The following is a 15,604-nucleotide window of genomic DNA, read 5'->3' as shown; positions in this document are numbered from 1 at the left end:
TCCCTAACCATGCGATTGACATTCATCCGCTAATTTCACTGGGCATGACAATTAGCCCCAAAGACCACGATAGCTTTTTCAACAACAAGCTGACAATTCAAGAATACTCTCTAACCAGCCCAAGCGACGTTTCTCAAGACCAAGGAATCAAAGAAGAATCACCTTCGCCAAAATCACGGTTTCAAGTAAATACCCCCACTGCTATGCATCAAGGGTATGCGCCTTCTTCGTTTTCTTTCCTTTTGACCAGCACTTGGTTTGGACAAGCGCTTGAATCAGAATACCCCAACCTCTTTTCTGGTGGTATCGGGGGCGATGGAGGCACTACCCGCAACTTTTTGTTGTTTCCAGACGATAATGGCGGTCAATCATCACCTCCAAGCGCGTTTGAGTCCGTCGTTCCCATTGATCTTCTGATCCTTGAAAATATTGACGATGAGAACCTGATACTGGAAATCCCTGATACCGAGTGGGAGCAGTCCGCAGAGGAGTCACATTCGCCCTCTCAAGATCAAACGACACCGAAAAACACCGAAGATGAACCTGAACATGAACCACCACCAGTCGCAGCTAACCATCGTCGACATGACTACTCTCAAGAAAAATCTCACTTAGACAACCAGGACTTACCGCAGCCGCGCCCATTAGATGAAGCAGTATCTGGGTCAAATTCGGTCACGGTGATCAGTGTGTCTGAAGCTGCCACGACAGAAGGAAATGGCGGTGAAAGCTTTTGCAAGTTCAACGTCACCCTTTCCAGCGTTGCCACTGAGGCAACCACATTTTCTTTCAACCTAAAGAGCCTCTCTGCAACTTTAGGGGTCGATTTTTCTGGCCTTTTGTCAGCGACAAATGGGGTCTCAATTGGTGGTGGTCAGCTGGTTGTCCCTGCGGGTATCAGCTCCTTTATTGTCATGGTACCTATTGAAGAAGATAGTGAGTTCGAAAACGTAGAAACTTTCAACTTAACGGTGGGCGGGAAATCTGCCATTGGCACCATTGAGGATAATGACCCCTACCCTGAAATATCAGAGATCTTTGTCATCACTGAAGATGTATTGGAAAGCGAAAGCGTGATTTTCAACGTAAAGCTCAGTCAGGCTTCTTCGCTTGAAACATCGTTCAATTTTGACTTTATTGAAGGAACGGCTGCAAAGGGCGTCGATTTCTCTAGCGATGTTTTGTTTTCAGACGGTGTGTCGTTTGACAGCGTGACACAGAAGATTGTTGTCTCTCCAAACGTTGACCAATTTTCAATTAAAGTGAAAACACTTCAGGATACCGTTGATGAGCCAAACGAAAGCATCATTGTGAACGTTGGAGGCAAACAAGCTTCCGCTAACATCATTGATGATGATGCAACACCAGAGGTTGAAGAAATCCAAGACGCTATCAGTGCATTCGGAAGCACAATTTTCGAATCTCAATCAGCGATATTCACTATTAGCCTCACCAATTCTGCCTCTGAGGCGACGCAATACCAATTATCTATTTCAGACCTTACAGCGACAGCCTTGGAAGATTACTCATCCAACTGGAGCTTTACGCAGGGCGTCACCTTCGATCCAGAAACAGGCCAATTATCAGTTCCCGCTTTTGTCGAAAACTTTCAACTGTTCGTTCCTACTATCAGTGACCAGACTGATGAGCCTGACGAAGTATTTAGAATGGACATCGATGATGAAAGCGCGACTGCAACGATTGTTGACGATGATCCGACACCAACTATCTCCTCTGTCAGCAATGGCCTAAACCAATTTGGTCAACAGATTAATGAAGGCGACACGGCACAATTTACCGTTGCATTAACAAACCCTTCAAGCACGCAGTTGTCCTTCAGCCTGAATCTTTCTGATATCACCACGGTATCTTCTGACGATTATTCAACACTGTTAACCTTATCTAATGGCGTCACCTATGACGACATACTTAATCTGGTTTATGTTCCCGCTGGGATCACCAGCTTTACTGCTATTTTATCTACACTACAAGATCCTTATGGCGAGTTGGATGAAAGCTTTTCGCTGTCTGTTGGCGGACAATCTGGCACAGCGACAATCGTTGATGATGATTCTCTGTCGCCTGTCATTTCCGTCAGCAATGCCGTGGATAGCGGCGGCAATTCTGTCGATGAAGCCGAAACCGCCATCTTTAACGTTTCTCTCAGTAACCCTTTGGGTTCTAGCGCGGAATATTCGGTTTCACTGACAAATGGCACTGCTCTCGTATCGTCAGATTATTCCAATGCAATGGTTTTTTCGGCCAACGTCTCCTATGACTCTGGCACCGGAAAAGTGACGGTTCCGTCAGGAGAAACCGCGTTTACCGTCTCCGTTCCCACCGTGACGGATACAACAGACGAAAACAACGAAACCTTCACTCTTCGAGTAGGTGGCGACGCAGGCACCGCCACCATCATTGATGATGATCCCGCCCCAACCGTTACTGCCGTCAGTAACGCTGTCGACAGTGGTGGGGCTGCCGTCGATGAAGCGGAAGGCGCGATTTTCACCGTCACCCTTTCTAACCCCTCGGCCTTCTCGGTGGATTTTGCACTGGTGCTCGCCAATGGCACCGCGACCCTGACTGATGATTACACTAACGCCATGGTCTTTTCTGATGGCGTGACTTACAGCAGCGGCACAGGACTTGTGTCGGTTCCCGCAGGCATCACCAGCTTTACCGTGACCGTTCCCACCGTCAGTGATGCCATCGATGAAGCAGACGAAACCTTTACGCTGAACGTAGGCGGACAAACAGGCACCGCCACCATCATTGATGATGATCCCGCCCCGACCGTTACTGCCGTCAGTAACGCTGTCGACAGTGGTGGCGCAGCCGTCGATGAAGCGGAAGGCGCGATTTTCACCGTCACCCTTTCTAACCCCTCGGCCTTTTCGGTGGATTTTGCACTGGTGCTCGCCAATGGCACCGCGACCCTGACTGATGATTACACTAACGCCATGGTCTTTTCTGATGGCGTGACTTACAGCAGCGGCACAGGACTTGTGTCGGTTCCCGCAGGCATCACCAGCTTTACCGTGACCGTTCCCACCGTCAGTGATGCCATCGATGAAGCAGACGAAACCTTTACGCTGAACGTAGGCGGACAAACAGGCACCGCCACCATCATTGATGATGATCCCGCCCCGACCGTTACTGCCGTCAGTAACGCTGTCGACAGTGGTGGCGCAGCCGTCGATGAAGCGGAAGGCGCGATTTTCACCGTCACCCTTTCTAACCCCTCGGCCTTTTCGGTGGATTTTGCACTGGTGCTCGCCAATGGCACCGCGACCCTGACTGATGATTACACTAACGCCATGGTCTTTTCTGATGGCGTGACTTACAGCAGTGGCACAGGACTTGTGTCGGTTCCCGCAGGCATCACCAGCTTTACCGTGACCGTTCCCACCGTGACGGATACAACAGACGAAAACAACGAAACCTTTACGCTGAACGTAGGCGGGCAAACAGGCACCGCCACTATCATTGATGATGATCCCGTCCCGACCGTTACTGCCGTTAGTAACGCTGTCGACAGTGGTGGCGCAGCCGTCGATGAAGCGGAAGGCGCGATTTTCACCGTCACCCTTTCTAACCCCTCGGCCTTCTCGGTGGATTTTGCACTGGTGCTCGCCAATGGCACCGCGACCCTGACTGATGATTACACTAACGCCATGGTCTTTTCTGATGGCGTGACTTACAGCAGCGGCACGGGACTTGTGTCGGTTCCCGCAGGCGTCACCAGCTTTACCGTGACCGTTCCCACCGTCAGTGATGCCATTGATGAAGCAGACGAAACCTTTACGTTGAACGTAGGCGGGCAAACGGGCACCGCCACTATCATTGATGATGATCCCGCCCCGACCGTTACTGCCGTCAGTAACGCTGTCGACAGTGGTGGGGCTGCCGTCGATGAAGCGGAAGGCGCGATTTTCACCGTCACCCTTTCTAACCCCTCGGCCTTCTCGGTGGATTTTGCACTGGTGCTCGCCAATGGCACCGCGACCCTGACTGATGATTACACTAACGCCATGGTCTTTTCTGATGGCGTGACTTACAGCAGCGGCACAGGACTTGTGTCGGTTCCCGCAGGCGTCACCAGCTTTACCGTGACCGTTCCCACCGTCAGTGATGCCATTGATGAAGCAGACGAAACCTTTACGCTGAACGTGGGCGGACAAACGGGCACCGCCGCTATTCTTGATGACGATATCACCACGCCAACGGTGACCATTACCGATGATGCAAACGATGATGCAGTCATCCTTGCAGTGGAAGGTGCAGCGACCTCAACCAATGTTGAAGTCGCCATTAATCACGACAAATTTGTGGCAGGGGGGTCCGTGGTCATCGATGTAACAAATGATACGAACGTTTCTTCCGTCGAATTAGTCTATGTTGGGGGCTCGTTGGAGTATGCAGGGGGAGGCGCTGCCACTGGTTACAGTTACAACGGAGGAACGGGTGTCATCTCCTGGTCAGAGCCCGCTACACCCGATAACAAAGCACTCAGCGTTTCAGCCTATCAAATAGATTTAAGGGGCAATACATCGGGAACAGATAGTGACAGTGCGACGATGGATGATGTGCCAACAGCAGTTGGCGGCAACTTGATGGAAACCGCCGACTCAGCCCTCATTTCTTTCGCTTTCTCAGACAATATCTCAGATGCGGTAGATGACAGCAGCTTGGTGGATGCAAAAGAGACGAACGTAACCGTATCTACTCTACCAGTGCGGGATACTCTGGCCTATGTCGATACCGATGGCCAATTCCAGTTTGTAGAAGCGGGTGACACTTTTGCGCCTGATACCGAAATGCGCGTACTTCAATCTCACCAGAACTTTGGTGAAACCAGTATCTACACCGATGTTTCTATGGCGGGAACCAATTCAGTGAATGTCGGTGACATTACCGTTCGAGCCGTCACCTATACCGGCAACAGCCCAGATCAATCCAGTGTTCTAAGCGATCAACTATTGTCCTACGGGAATTCCTCCCCTTTTTATGCTTTTGATGGCCTAGGAGTGGATAGTGGGAGTGGCAGTGGAACCGTCGAAATAGACTCCTTAGACAAAGAAAGTTTGGTCATCGATTTTGGCACCAAAACAATGCGAGATGTGCAGATCGATTTACAAAGCGTCTTATATGCCCCAACAGGCTCTGCAGGTGCAATTACTCACGCTATCGTGCTAAATAACAACGTTGAGTTAGCTGACTATTCTTATACTGACATAATGAATAATACGGACGGAAGAGCCATCATTTCTATCGAGGAATTAGGCGGCTTTGATGAAATTCGCTTGTATGTTGTTAGTGTCGATCCCTTAGTAAATCGAAACTTTACCCTAAGCGCGGTCCGTGCCACTGAATACACATCACCACAAAGCATAGACTTTGCAGCGACCGACTCCTCCGCCCAAACCAGCACCACAGAAACACTATCCATTGATTACAACTCCGAAGGACTCAGTGCCACAGGCAATCTGGAAAACGATGTATTCCGCGTGACGAATGGCGAAAATGCGACTAATCAAGATCAACTCGTAGTCTCCATTGCATCAGACTACTGGGGGAAAATAACAGCAAGTGATGGCACTGCAGACTATACCGACGCGGGAATTAGCTATACGACAACATCTTCTCAATCGGTGCATGGGTATGATGGTTACGACATTATCGAAACCGGTGCGGGGGACGACTTAATCTTTACTGGTGGAACCGGGGGCGGATCACTAGGTACCGATGCCTCTTTAGAAATGACTAGGCAAGATATACGAGACTCTTTATTCGCCAATCGTCCTATTGGAAACAATGCCGGCAGCTTAACTGATATTGATGGACTACTAAACAGCAGCGTCATTTCCGGTCTGACTGTCGATATCGCCAATGGAGGCAGCGGGAACGATGTGATTCATGGCGGAGATGGCACAGATTTTCTATACGGTCATACAGATGACGATTGGCTCTATGGTCACGACGACAATGACCTGCTTCGCGGAGGCGAAGGCAATGATTTTATCTTTGGCGGACTGGGTGATGACGTTCTCTATGGCGACAGCGGGAATGATATTTTCTACTGGCAACAGGAGGATATTGATGCCAGCATTACTCAGAACGATGAAATAACAGGTTTTGTTGAAGGGGAAGATCTCATTGATTTATCAGATCTTCTATCATCTGGTTCCAATACGTTGGATTTATTATGGATCACAGAAAATGTGAATGGTTCTTCTCTCATTTATATCGATACAGACCAAGATGGTGCTTATGATCAAGAAATCGTTGTTCGTTTCTTCGACTTGGATAACTGGTCATCAGGCGGAAGCTTCAAGTTAGGTATTTTTACCCCTGAAACAGAAGCTTTACTTTTTACTGGTTCAGAAACTGTCACCATTACACCAACCCAAATCACCATTGATGTTCCAGACACCATTGTTATTTGATGCACCCATGAAAAATCTGCAGCATTCCAATATTCCTGTTTTGACCATATTACGAAGTATGAACAACCACTGAGCTTGTAGACAGTAACATGCTCGATTTTCCTCAAGACAGTGCAGCTCATCCGAAACTAGCGGCTTAGTTCACTACCTATGAGTCAATCCTGCCAATACCGAGTTAGTGATCTTGTCTAGCTCAGTTTTGCCCCTAAAAAGAGTGCGATACTTCATGCTTCTATGCCTATACACATAGGTGGAGTATTTTCCCTCTTAGTCAGTGTGTTAGCCCGTGATATGAGCTTGTTTTCAACGGTCATCAATCACCTGTAGGGAAGTGGTGTTTAGTAAGACCAACGCTACAAGAAAAGCTGGAACAGGCTTATTAGGCCCTTGTACTCGACGTTTAAAACGATACGCGTTTTTTAGCATCGTTCAGGGCGTTGAGATAACTTCGATTCAGGCGTGGTTTACTGGAATCTCGCTGGTACGCGGTGTCAGGATAATTTATCGAGAGCTGGAGCGCGGTATTGGAACTAACAGAGTTGTGGCTTTCTGGTGACCGCGTTTAATGATTAACTGAAGAAAAGAACGCCGACGATTGGCCAGCGTTTTTCATGTCATTAATTTTCTACAATCAAACTATCAAATGGTTGCCCTTGCGGATTTTGACCGCTGTACATCGTCTTCAAAACACGTTCAGCATTTTTCTCCCACGCACCATCAAAGCCAAATCCACTAAAATGATTGTTCATGCCTAAAGCATGTGCAAACTCATGGGTCGCAACAGCTTGTGGCGCAGTTGCACTGCAGGTGATCAGCCCGTTATTAGCGCCAGTAACACTGTCTAAATTTACCCATGTAAATTTATGATCTTTACCCCATTTAGCTGCAGGGTATTTAATGCCGTAGTCAGCCGCAGAAACGATATAGGATGTGATGTTGAACGAATACGGTGCAACAGAGACAGTTCCCTGACTACAGAAACCACTCATTAAGCCAATTGATGTACCTTGGCTTAGTATGAATCCCCAATCGGTATCTAAACTGGATAGGTCGATGTTATTGGGGTCAGAGATGTCAATATTAACCACGCCTTTGCGCTCAAACATCTGATAGCCCACTAACCCCTCGATATAATCCATGGTCGCAACGAAACGTGGATCAATCTTGTCTCGATAGTAAACAGGGATCAGTGTTCCTTCGACAAATCGCGTTAACCCGGTGTTTTGCGGTGCTTCGGAGCCATCATCAAAACAATATATGCCAGAGTTGCAGTTATCTGGGTAGAAGTTATCAATCACACCCCAAGTATTGCCTCCGCTATTATTTTCACACAAGCCACCTTCAGCTTGGTTTGTACATTTTACTGCACTCGCCACCTGTTCATCGGTGTAGCCTTTACTTTCGTTACCACCATCACTACCACCACATCCAGCGACGGCAAAAATCGACAATGCGAGTGTTGAGATTTTTAGTTTATTTATACTCAAGATGTTACCAACCAATCTGCAAAAAAACGGCTGATTATAAGTGGTTAGCCTTCTTGAACAATTGATTATTGTCAGTACTAAAATCGTTTGCACAAACAATAAACTGATTTCGAAGCATGTCTGTACATGACGTTGAGAACACAAGATTTGAAGTGCATTCTCGTTCGAAATTCTTGTGGGTTGTCGTGCATTTTCCCCTAAGGTTGTTGGGTGGGCGTAAAGCAAAAGCTCGCACCAAAAAGTTGATGGAGTTGTAACTGGGTGAGCCAGTGAAAAGCCACCGATTCATTTGATACATGTGAGACTTTTTTCACAAACTCAACTTATCTGAACAGCATGGCTTAGAGCACCAACACCAACTCACTTTTGTCCAAATTCGGTTTAGAGCGCTAGCCCTAATCTGTGTGATCACCAAGCTGTTTCTGCCCCAAACATTTGAATCAAACGCTTCCTCATTAGAAAGCTGCCAAGGTGGTGGTAATACGAAAAATTGAGGCGGTATCGGCTCCGCGCATGAAGCGCTGAACCAAAGGTGATTCTTGGCAAGAAGCAAGCCAGCGTTCGACAACATCACAATTCCTCAGCATTTTTTACTGGCTATGATTTCTTAATCTGTTTGTCCTGATAAAGATACCAATAGTGACTTACTCAGCAAAAAATATAGATATATTTCTAAACATGTCGAAAATGAAGGAACGGGAACGTCCTTGTAGCGTAACCATCAAAAAAGAAAGGAGTTCGAAATGAAATATATGCTTTTGCTGTATGCCGCACCGGATAAAGAACCTGTCTATGGCACCCCAGAGTTTGATGAAATGATGGCCGCGTTTGCTGCGACCAGCGAAGCCTTCAAAAATGACGGCGTTCTTGTGGGTGGAGAAGGGTTGCAGGGAATTGAAACAGCCACCTCGCTCCGCATTAAATCCGGTAAAGTGGAAACTATGGATGGTCCGTTTGCAGAAACGCGTGAGCATCTGGGTGGCTATTATATTGTCGATGTAGCGGACCTGGATACAGCGTTGAAATATGCCACAATGATACCGATCGCCCATTTCGGTACCATCGAGGTTCGACCGCTGTTGGACTACGAACCGGAGGACTGACAAATGAAGAATGCCGTTCCCAAAGCCATCGCGGTCAGTCACATCATTGATGAGGTGCTACGCCGCGATCGGGGACGGATTCTGTCTGGGTTGATTTCTAGGTTTGGCGACTTCCAAATGGGTGAAGATGCGTTGCAGGAAGCTTCTATTGCCGCTCTCAAACATTGGGGTCGGGTAGGTATTCCTCACGATCCCGTCGCGTGGCTAATGAAGGTGGGATTGAACAAAGGGATCGACCAAATCCGCTCATCTCAACGCGAAACGATGAGAACAAACGACTTAGCGGTCAGGCTTTCATCCGATGATGTTTATGACGACATTGCGGAAACAATCCCAGATGAACGCCTGCGTTTGATTTTTACCTGTTGCCACCCCGCGCTTGAAGAAAAGTCCCGAGTTGCACTGACTCTGCGCACAGTTTGCAATTTGACGACCCGAGAGATCGCAGCAGCCTTCCTCGATAATGAACAAACAATGGGACAACGCCTTTCCAGAGCAAAAGCGAAAATCCGGTCCAAAGGCATCCGTTTCTCTGTACCGGAATCAGAGGGATGGACAGAAAGATTGGAGGCAGTTCTGTCTACGATATATCTGATTTTTACCACGGGCTATGTGAGAGAAGACACCGGACCAAGAGATCTATGCGAAGAAGGTATTTTCTTGATGCGCCTTTTACGCAAACTTTGCCCTAATGAACCTGAAATAGAAGGTGCGCTTGCGTTGATGCTTTTGACTGATGCAAGGCGAGTCGCAAGAATCGACGGTGACGGTGCTATCGTGCCTGTAGAGGAGCAGAACGAAGAGATTTGGCATAATGACATGATAGCGGAAGGGAGAAGCATCCTTGACGACGCAATCGGACGCATGCAACCAGGTCCCTTCCAACTCAAAGCAGCCATCGCAGACTGCCACATGTTGCGACCCAAACCTGATTGGCAGCAGATGTCCTTGCTCTACAGGGCACTTTGGGTATTCGAACCAACCCCTGTCGTCGCTCTGAACTGGTCTGTAGTCATAGCCGAAACAGGACACTATGAACTCGCGTTGCAAAAACTTGATGAACTGCAAACTCAGCTCAAAAACTACCAACCTTGGTACGCCTCTCGCGGCCATATTCTGGGAAAACTCGGTGATTTCTTAGGCGCTCGTGACGCTTATGTGCAAGCGATTCGTACCGCACCAAACGACGCGTCACGCAAACTTCTGGAACGCAAATTAGATATATTACATCAGTCCAACAAGCCAAAATGTCAGGGCCCGAGTAGCAAATGATCTTAAACGATTGACGATTTACGTTGCCTACATTTCGCTAATTTGACTGGATTTTTCTCGACCGTTCGACCCAAGCGGTCTTCTACCTCTGTATCTGTATCTGCATCTGCATCTGCATCTGCAATGACTGGCTCATCTAAAGCACTTTACTTCGCTTTTTATGCATAAAAAAGCCGCTCGTAGGGAGCGGCAAATCGTGTGAATCATATTGTAATCGTTATAGTGTGAGTATTCTTATTGCTTAATTGCCATGGCCTCATTCTTCAGTGCTGTCATCACGAAGTGGAGATTTCCACCCGCTTTGATATCGACGTGTTTGAAGAAGAGGCCGTCTTCAAGGGGTTGGCCGTTGATGGTCACTGATTTGACGTAGTAGTTATCGTCAGCGTTGTTTTCAGCGGTGATTTTGAACTCGCCACCAGCAACAGGGATGCTCACTTCATCAAACAGTGGTCGGCCGATGGTGTATGTAGGGTCGGCCGCGTTCACTTGGTAGAAGCCCATGGCAGACATAACATACCACGCTGACATTGCACCTACGTCTTCGTTACCGATGATGCCTTTCGGCTCCGCTAGGTACATGTCATCCAAAATATGGTCGACAACTTCTTGGGTTTTCCAAGGCTCTGAGGTCCAGTTGTACAAGTACGGAATGTGGTGTGAAGGTTCGTTACCAAACGCCACTTGACCAATCAAACCCGACATATCTGGTGTTTCTGTGCCTTGGCTTTTAGCGGTAAATGTCGCTTCCAAGTTGGTTTTGAACGCAGCTTCACCACCCATGATCTCTTTCAAACCCGCAATGTCGTGGGGAACAAACCAGGTCCACTGCCATGCATTGCCTTCGGTGTAGTTACCTGTTTCATGTGCTGTCCCGAACGGGTCAAACGGCGTCATGAACGAACCGTCCATCATGACAGGACGCATAAAGCCGGTTACACCATAATCGGCGTACTCCATCGGGTTGTTATCGAAGTAATGCTGGTAGCCTTTTGAGCGCTCTAGGTAGGTTGCTTCTGCTTGGGTATCGCCTGCGGCTTTCGCAATTTGCGCAATAGCCCAGTCATAGAAGGCGTTTTCCAAACCGTATGACACCGATTCGATGGTGTAATCTGGATTCACAGGCTCGCCGTTTTCACGTTGAATCGCTGGCGCAAACCCTCCATTCTCGATGTAGTCTATATGCTTGGTCAGGGTGCGATCCAATACCGGCACATCCCATTCTGATGCAAGCGTGGCGTAATTGTCATAGGTAGAAGAAGCTATCGCCGCTTCAAGCGCGAGCGCTTTTTCTGATTGCGTGAACGCGTCTGGGAATTTAGTGATCGCATCGGCAATCACAGCCACTGCTGGGTAACCCACCATGGTGCCCGTTTCGTCCCCTAGGTGTTCCCACTTCGGCAGCAAACCACTTTCGGTGTACTTCTGCACCAAGTTCTTCGCGTATTGAACCGCGCGCTTAGGTTCAGTGATGGTTTTCAGCGGGTGCAGAGCTTTGTGTGTGTCCCACAAAGAGTAAACAGAGAAGTTAGGAAGTTCTTCGGTGGCTTCACCATACGCAATGGAATATTCACCCTCGCCTTCACGGATTGACCCTTTACCCATGCCGCGGAAGCTTCCATCAACATCTTGGTGAACCTGAGGTGCAATCTTGGTGTGGTACAGCGCGGTGTAGAAAATTTCTTTCTGCGAATCAGTGCCACCTTTCACGCTTAGGTTCAGCGCGCTTGCCCATTTTTCACTGGCTTGCGTACGCGCGACATCAAACGACACACCCGCTTCTGCTTGGTGGTTGTTTTGTGCGCCTTCAGCACTGACGGCAGAGATCGCCACTTGTGCGTTCAAGGCCTGTGATTCTCCCTGTTCAAACTCAACATACGCCGTCACGTCGGCTTTGATGCGTTTGACCGGTTTAGCGTCATTGTCATAAACCAATTCGGAAATGTGTTCGGCACTCAAACCATCGGCTGGGACACCGCCAACGAGGAGTTGAACGTTTTTGATTTTCTTGTCGAAGGTGGCGTGGAAGAAGATTTTTTGGTTCTTCGCCCAGCCAGAAAAATGCGCAGCATCTCGCTCACCCGTGATGGTGTAACCATCGTCACTGACCGTCAGTTTGTTGCGCAGTGAGGTCGAACCCCAATCGCTGTTAAGGATCGAGTTTAAATCGATTTTCAAACGCTGCGGTTGGCCTTCAGGATAAGTATAACGGTGGAAGCCCACGCGCTCAGAGGCGGTCAGTTCGGCTTTGATGCCATTCTCAGCGATGTTCACGGAGTAGTAACCCGCTTCTGCCACTTCAGACGCTTTGTCCATCTTGACGGAAATCGCCTCGCGGTAATCGTCCGTGTCTTCAATGTACTTGGCGTTCTCTTCCGTGAATGGAAGGAACAGAATGTCGCCCAAACCGCCCATACCTGTACCAGACAGGTGAGTGTGCGAGAAGCCAAACAGGGTTTCTTTGTCGTAGTGATAACCCGACGATGAATGCCAGCCCATGAGCTCCGTATCAGGTGACAACTGCACCATACCTTCTGGCACAACTGCCCCAGGGAAGGTGTGTCCGTTAAACCCAGTACCAATAAAGGGATCGACGTATTTCAGAACATTCACTTCTGGCGAAACAACGCCTGTATTCGGGTTTGAATCAGAAGAGCTGGAGTTACAGCCAAATAAGAAAAGAGCAGCAGAGACGGACAACGCAACCTGAGAAACACGAGAAATAAACATAGAGTATTCCTTGAGAAAGATGCCGCGCACTGGCGGCATCGGGTCTATGAACAATTAGATTTTTGCCTGCATGGCTTCTTTTTTGTCGCCGGTCATTACGAAGCGAAGCTCGCCGCCCGCTTTGATGTCACTGTGCTCAAAGGTCAAGTCATCAGAAAGCGCGTTGCCATTAATGGTCACGGATTTCACGTACTTGTTATGCGGGCTGTTGTTGTCAGCAATGATGGTGAACTTGCCGCCTTCAACATCGATCGCCACTTCATCAAACAGCGGACGACCAATGGAGTAAGACGGGTCTGCCGGTGAAACTTGGTAGAAGCCCATCGCCGACATGATGTACCACGCAGACATCTGGCCGACGTCTTCGTTACCAATCAAGCCCGTCGGCTCGATGGTGTACATTTCAGCCATGATGCGGTCGAGGTATTCTTGGGCTTTCCAAGGCTCGTCAGTCATGTTGTACAGGTAAGGGATGTGGTGCGACGGCTCGTTACCGTGCATGTATTGACCGATGTAACCCGTCAAATCAGGCAGTTCTTCACCTGTGTTTGATGAACGCGCGGTGAACAACTCATCCAAATCTTCACGGAAGGCTTTCTCTGGAGTGGTGTCTTTCCCGTTTTCTTTATCCGCCTTAAAGATTTCTTGTTTTAGGCGGGCGAAGTCATGCATTGGCTGGAATTTCCACTGCCATGCATTGCCCTCAGTAAACGCAAATTCATCGACGTAATATGGGTCGAACGGCAGCAACGGACACTGCAGCGATTCACCGCTTGGGTGATTTGGCCATGCAACTGTCACACACTCATCTTCGCGCGATTCGTCAATAGGCTGGTTAAATGCCAGTGGTGGCTTGTTTGCGTTTGAACTGTTTGGATGATTTTTCGGACGCAAGAACCCTGTTTCAGGATCCCAGTGATTTAGCCAGTTATCAGCGCGAACAAGAAACTCGTCTTGAACCTTCACATCACCCGCCATACGTGCGATTTCAGATACCGCCCAGTCGCCGTAAGCAAACTCTAAGGTGTACGATGCACTGTTCCAATAGCCGTGGTGAACAAAGCCGTTGTCTTCGTACACTTTCACCTGCACCACGTTCGCTGCGCCGATGTTTTGGTCTTCCGTCCAATCTGGGAATTCGCTTTTCTCGTGATAGCGCGCAGTAAACTCAGCCGCTTCCAGCGCGTCTTGCGCATCCACATCTAAGCCTTTCACCATCGCATCGGCAATGATAGAAATCGCAGGGAAACCAATCATGGTGCCCGTGTAGTGACCTTGCAACTCCCACTTCGGTAGAATGCCGCCGTCTTTGTATTTGCGGATCAAATCGTTCGCGTATTCTTCAGCGCGTTCAGGGTTAATGATGGTTTGCAACGGGTGGAAGGCGCGGAAGGTATCCCACATGGAGTAGATGGAATAGTTTGGTGTATCGCCCGCGTTTTTCAGCTCTTGGGTACGCATTGCACGGTAGGTACCATCAACATCTTGGAACACCATAGGCGCGATGTTGGCGTGGTACATGGCCGTGTAGAAGATTTCTTTTTGTTCTTCCGTACCGCCTTTCACTGACACTTTTGCCAGTTCGCTGTGCCATGCACGTTGTGATTTTTCTAGTACCTTGTCAAAACCCCACTCGGTAACTTCCGCATCCAAGTTTTTCTTCGCTCCACGAGCGCTGGTCGGCGACAGGCCAAGAGTCAACTCGAGTGGTTTATCTGATGGCGCAAACTCCAGGTAGGCGATGGTCTTGGTGGCTTGAATCGCGTCGTTTTCAAGAGCGATGTCAGTTTCCACACCGTCAATCATGCCTGTCGCTTTCACAATAGGTTGATTGAACTTAGCGTAGAAATAGATGTGCTGGTTGTTCGCCCAGCCGTCAGAACTGCGCTTGCCACGTACCGTGTATTCATCAATAAATTCGATATCACCGATCGTGGTGCGGTTACCCCAGCTTTTATTGAGCGTGTGGTCTAAATCGAATTTAAGGAACGGGGTCGTGCCTTCTTTGAAGGTATATTTGTGGTAACCCACACGTGGTGATGTGGTTAATTCCACTTTAATATCACCACGGTTTAATTCAACAGAATAATAACCCGCTTCCGCTTTTTCATTTTCTTTATCGAAGGTGTTATAAGTCGCATTGCTTTTTTCAGTAAATGGCAGAATAAGAATATCGCCTAAATCAGTGATACCTGTTCCAGAAAGGTGGGTATGAGAAAAACCGTAAACAGGAATGTCTTCTTTTTTACCGTGGTCAAAATAACCCGCAGCAGAGCCCCACCCTTCCATTTCCGTATCAGGAGAAAGCTGCACCATCCCGCCAGGGTAGACCGCGCCCGGGAAGGTGTGGCCGTCAGCGCCTGTGCCAATAAATGGGTCAACATATTTAATCAGTGACTTATTAACCACTTCACCGACCAAACCTGTTTGCGTATTTGAATCCGAATCTGAATTACAACCAGACAGCGCAATAGCAATCACCACCGCAATCGGTGCTAATTTATGTTTCATTTTCATTCCTTTTAGAAAAAGGGGGAGGGCTCTCCCTTTAATTTTTCACGTT

At 48.4% G+C, this 15,604-nt stretch carries 6 protein-coding genes; 3 read left to right on the top strand and 3 right to left on the bottom strand.

The annotated features are described in order from the left end of the window. Window positions 1–44 precede the first annotated feature (44 nt). Window positions 45–6,449: a beta strand repeat-containing protein gene (locus AB8599_RS19625; protein WP_407333417.1), complete on the top strand. Its 6,405-nt coding sequence runs from the start codon at window positions 45–47 to the stop codon at window positions 6,447–6,449. Between the two features lie 617 nt (window positions 6,450–7,066). On the opposite strand, the gene AB8599_RS19620 is transcribed toward AB8599_RS19625, so the two are convergent. Next, a complete protein-coding gene (locus AB8599_RS19620) occupies window positions 7,067–7,936 on the bottom strand; it encodes a hypothetical protein (RefSeq protein ID WP_407333416.1) in 870 nt (289 codons plus the stop codon). Between the two features lie 743 nt (window positions 7,937–8,679). Here AB8599_RS19620 and AB8599_RS19615 point away from each other — a divergent pair. Next, the gene (locus tag AB8599_RS19615) at window positions 8,680–9,039 is read left to right on the top strand and encodes a YciI family protein (protein WP_407333415.1); all 360 of its coding nucleotides are present in this window, start codon (window positions 8,680–8,682) and stop codon (window positions 9,037–9,039) included. A gap of 3 nt (window positions 9,040–9,042) precedes the next feature. Further along, complete coding sequence (locus AB8599_RS19610) at window positions 9,043–10,311, top strand: RNA polymerase sigma factor (RefSeq protein ID WP_407333414.1); 1,269 nt, start codon at window positions 9,043–9,045, stop codon at window positions 10,309–10,311. A 234-nt stretch (window positions 10,312–10,545) separates the two neighbouring features. On the opposite strand, the gene AB8599_RS19605 is transcribed toward AB8599_RS19610, so the two are convergent. Both AB8599_RS19605 and AB8599_RS19600 read right to left on the bottom strand, forming a co-directional pair. Continuing rightward, a complete protein-coding gene (locus AB8599_RS19605) occupies window positions 10,546–13,041 on the bottom strand; it encodes a GH92 family glycosyl hydrolase (RefSeq protein ID WP_407333413.1) in 2,496 nt (831 codons plus the stop codon). Window positions 13,042–13,095: 54 nt separating this feature from the next. After that, on the bottom strand, window positions 13,096–15,558 hold the full coding sequence (locus AB8599_RS19600; protein ID WP_407333412.1) for a GH92 family glycosyl hydrolase: 2,463 nt from the start codon (window positions 15,556–15,558) through the stop codon (window positions 13,096–13,098). Window positions 15,559–15,604: the final 46 nt, after the last annotated feature.

Source organism: Enterovibrio litoreus (genome assembly GCF_045679545.1).
In the GTDB taxonomy this organism is placed as follows: Bacteria; Pseudomonadota; Gammaproteobacteria; order Enterobacterales; family Vibrionaceae; genus Enterovibrio.
The sequence above is the reverse complement of the archived record's forward strand: the minus strand, read 5'-3'. Positions and strand labels throughout refer to the sequence as shown.

Excerpts from the sequence above, each read along its gene's own strand:
- AB8599_RS19615 (WP_407333415.1), top strand. The coding sequence starts at position 8,680 with ATGAAATATATGCTTTTGCTGTATGCCGCACCGGATAAAGAACCTGTC.
- AB8599_RS19605 (WP_407333413.1), bottom strand. The coding sequence starts at position 13,041 with ATGTTTATTTCTCGTGTTTCTCAGGTTGCGTTGTCCGTCTCTGCTGCT.
- AB8599_RS19600 (WP_407333412.1), bottom strand. The coding sequence starts at position 15,558 with ATGAAAATGAAACATAAATTAGCACCGATTGCGGTGGTGATTGCTATT.
- AB8599_RS19610 (WP_407333414.1), top strand. The coding sequence starts at position 9,043 with ATGAAGAATGCCGTTCCCAAAGCCATCGCGGTCAGTCACATCATTGAT.
- AB8599_RS19625 (WP_407333417.1), top strand. The coding sequence starts at position 45 with ATGACAATTAGCCCCAAAGACCACGATAGCTTTTTCAACAACAAGCTG.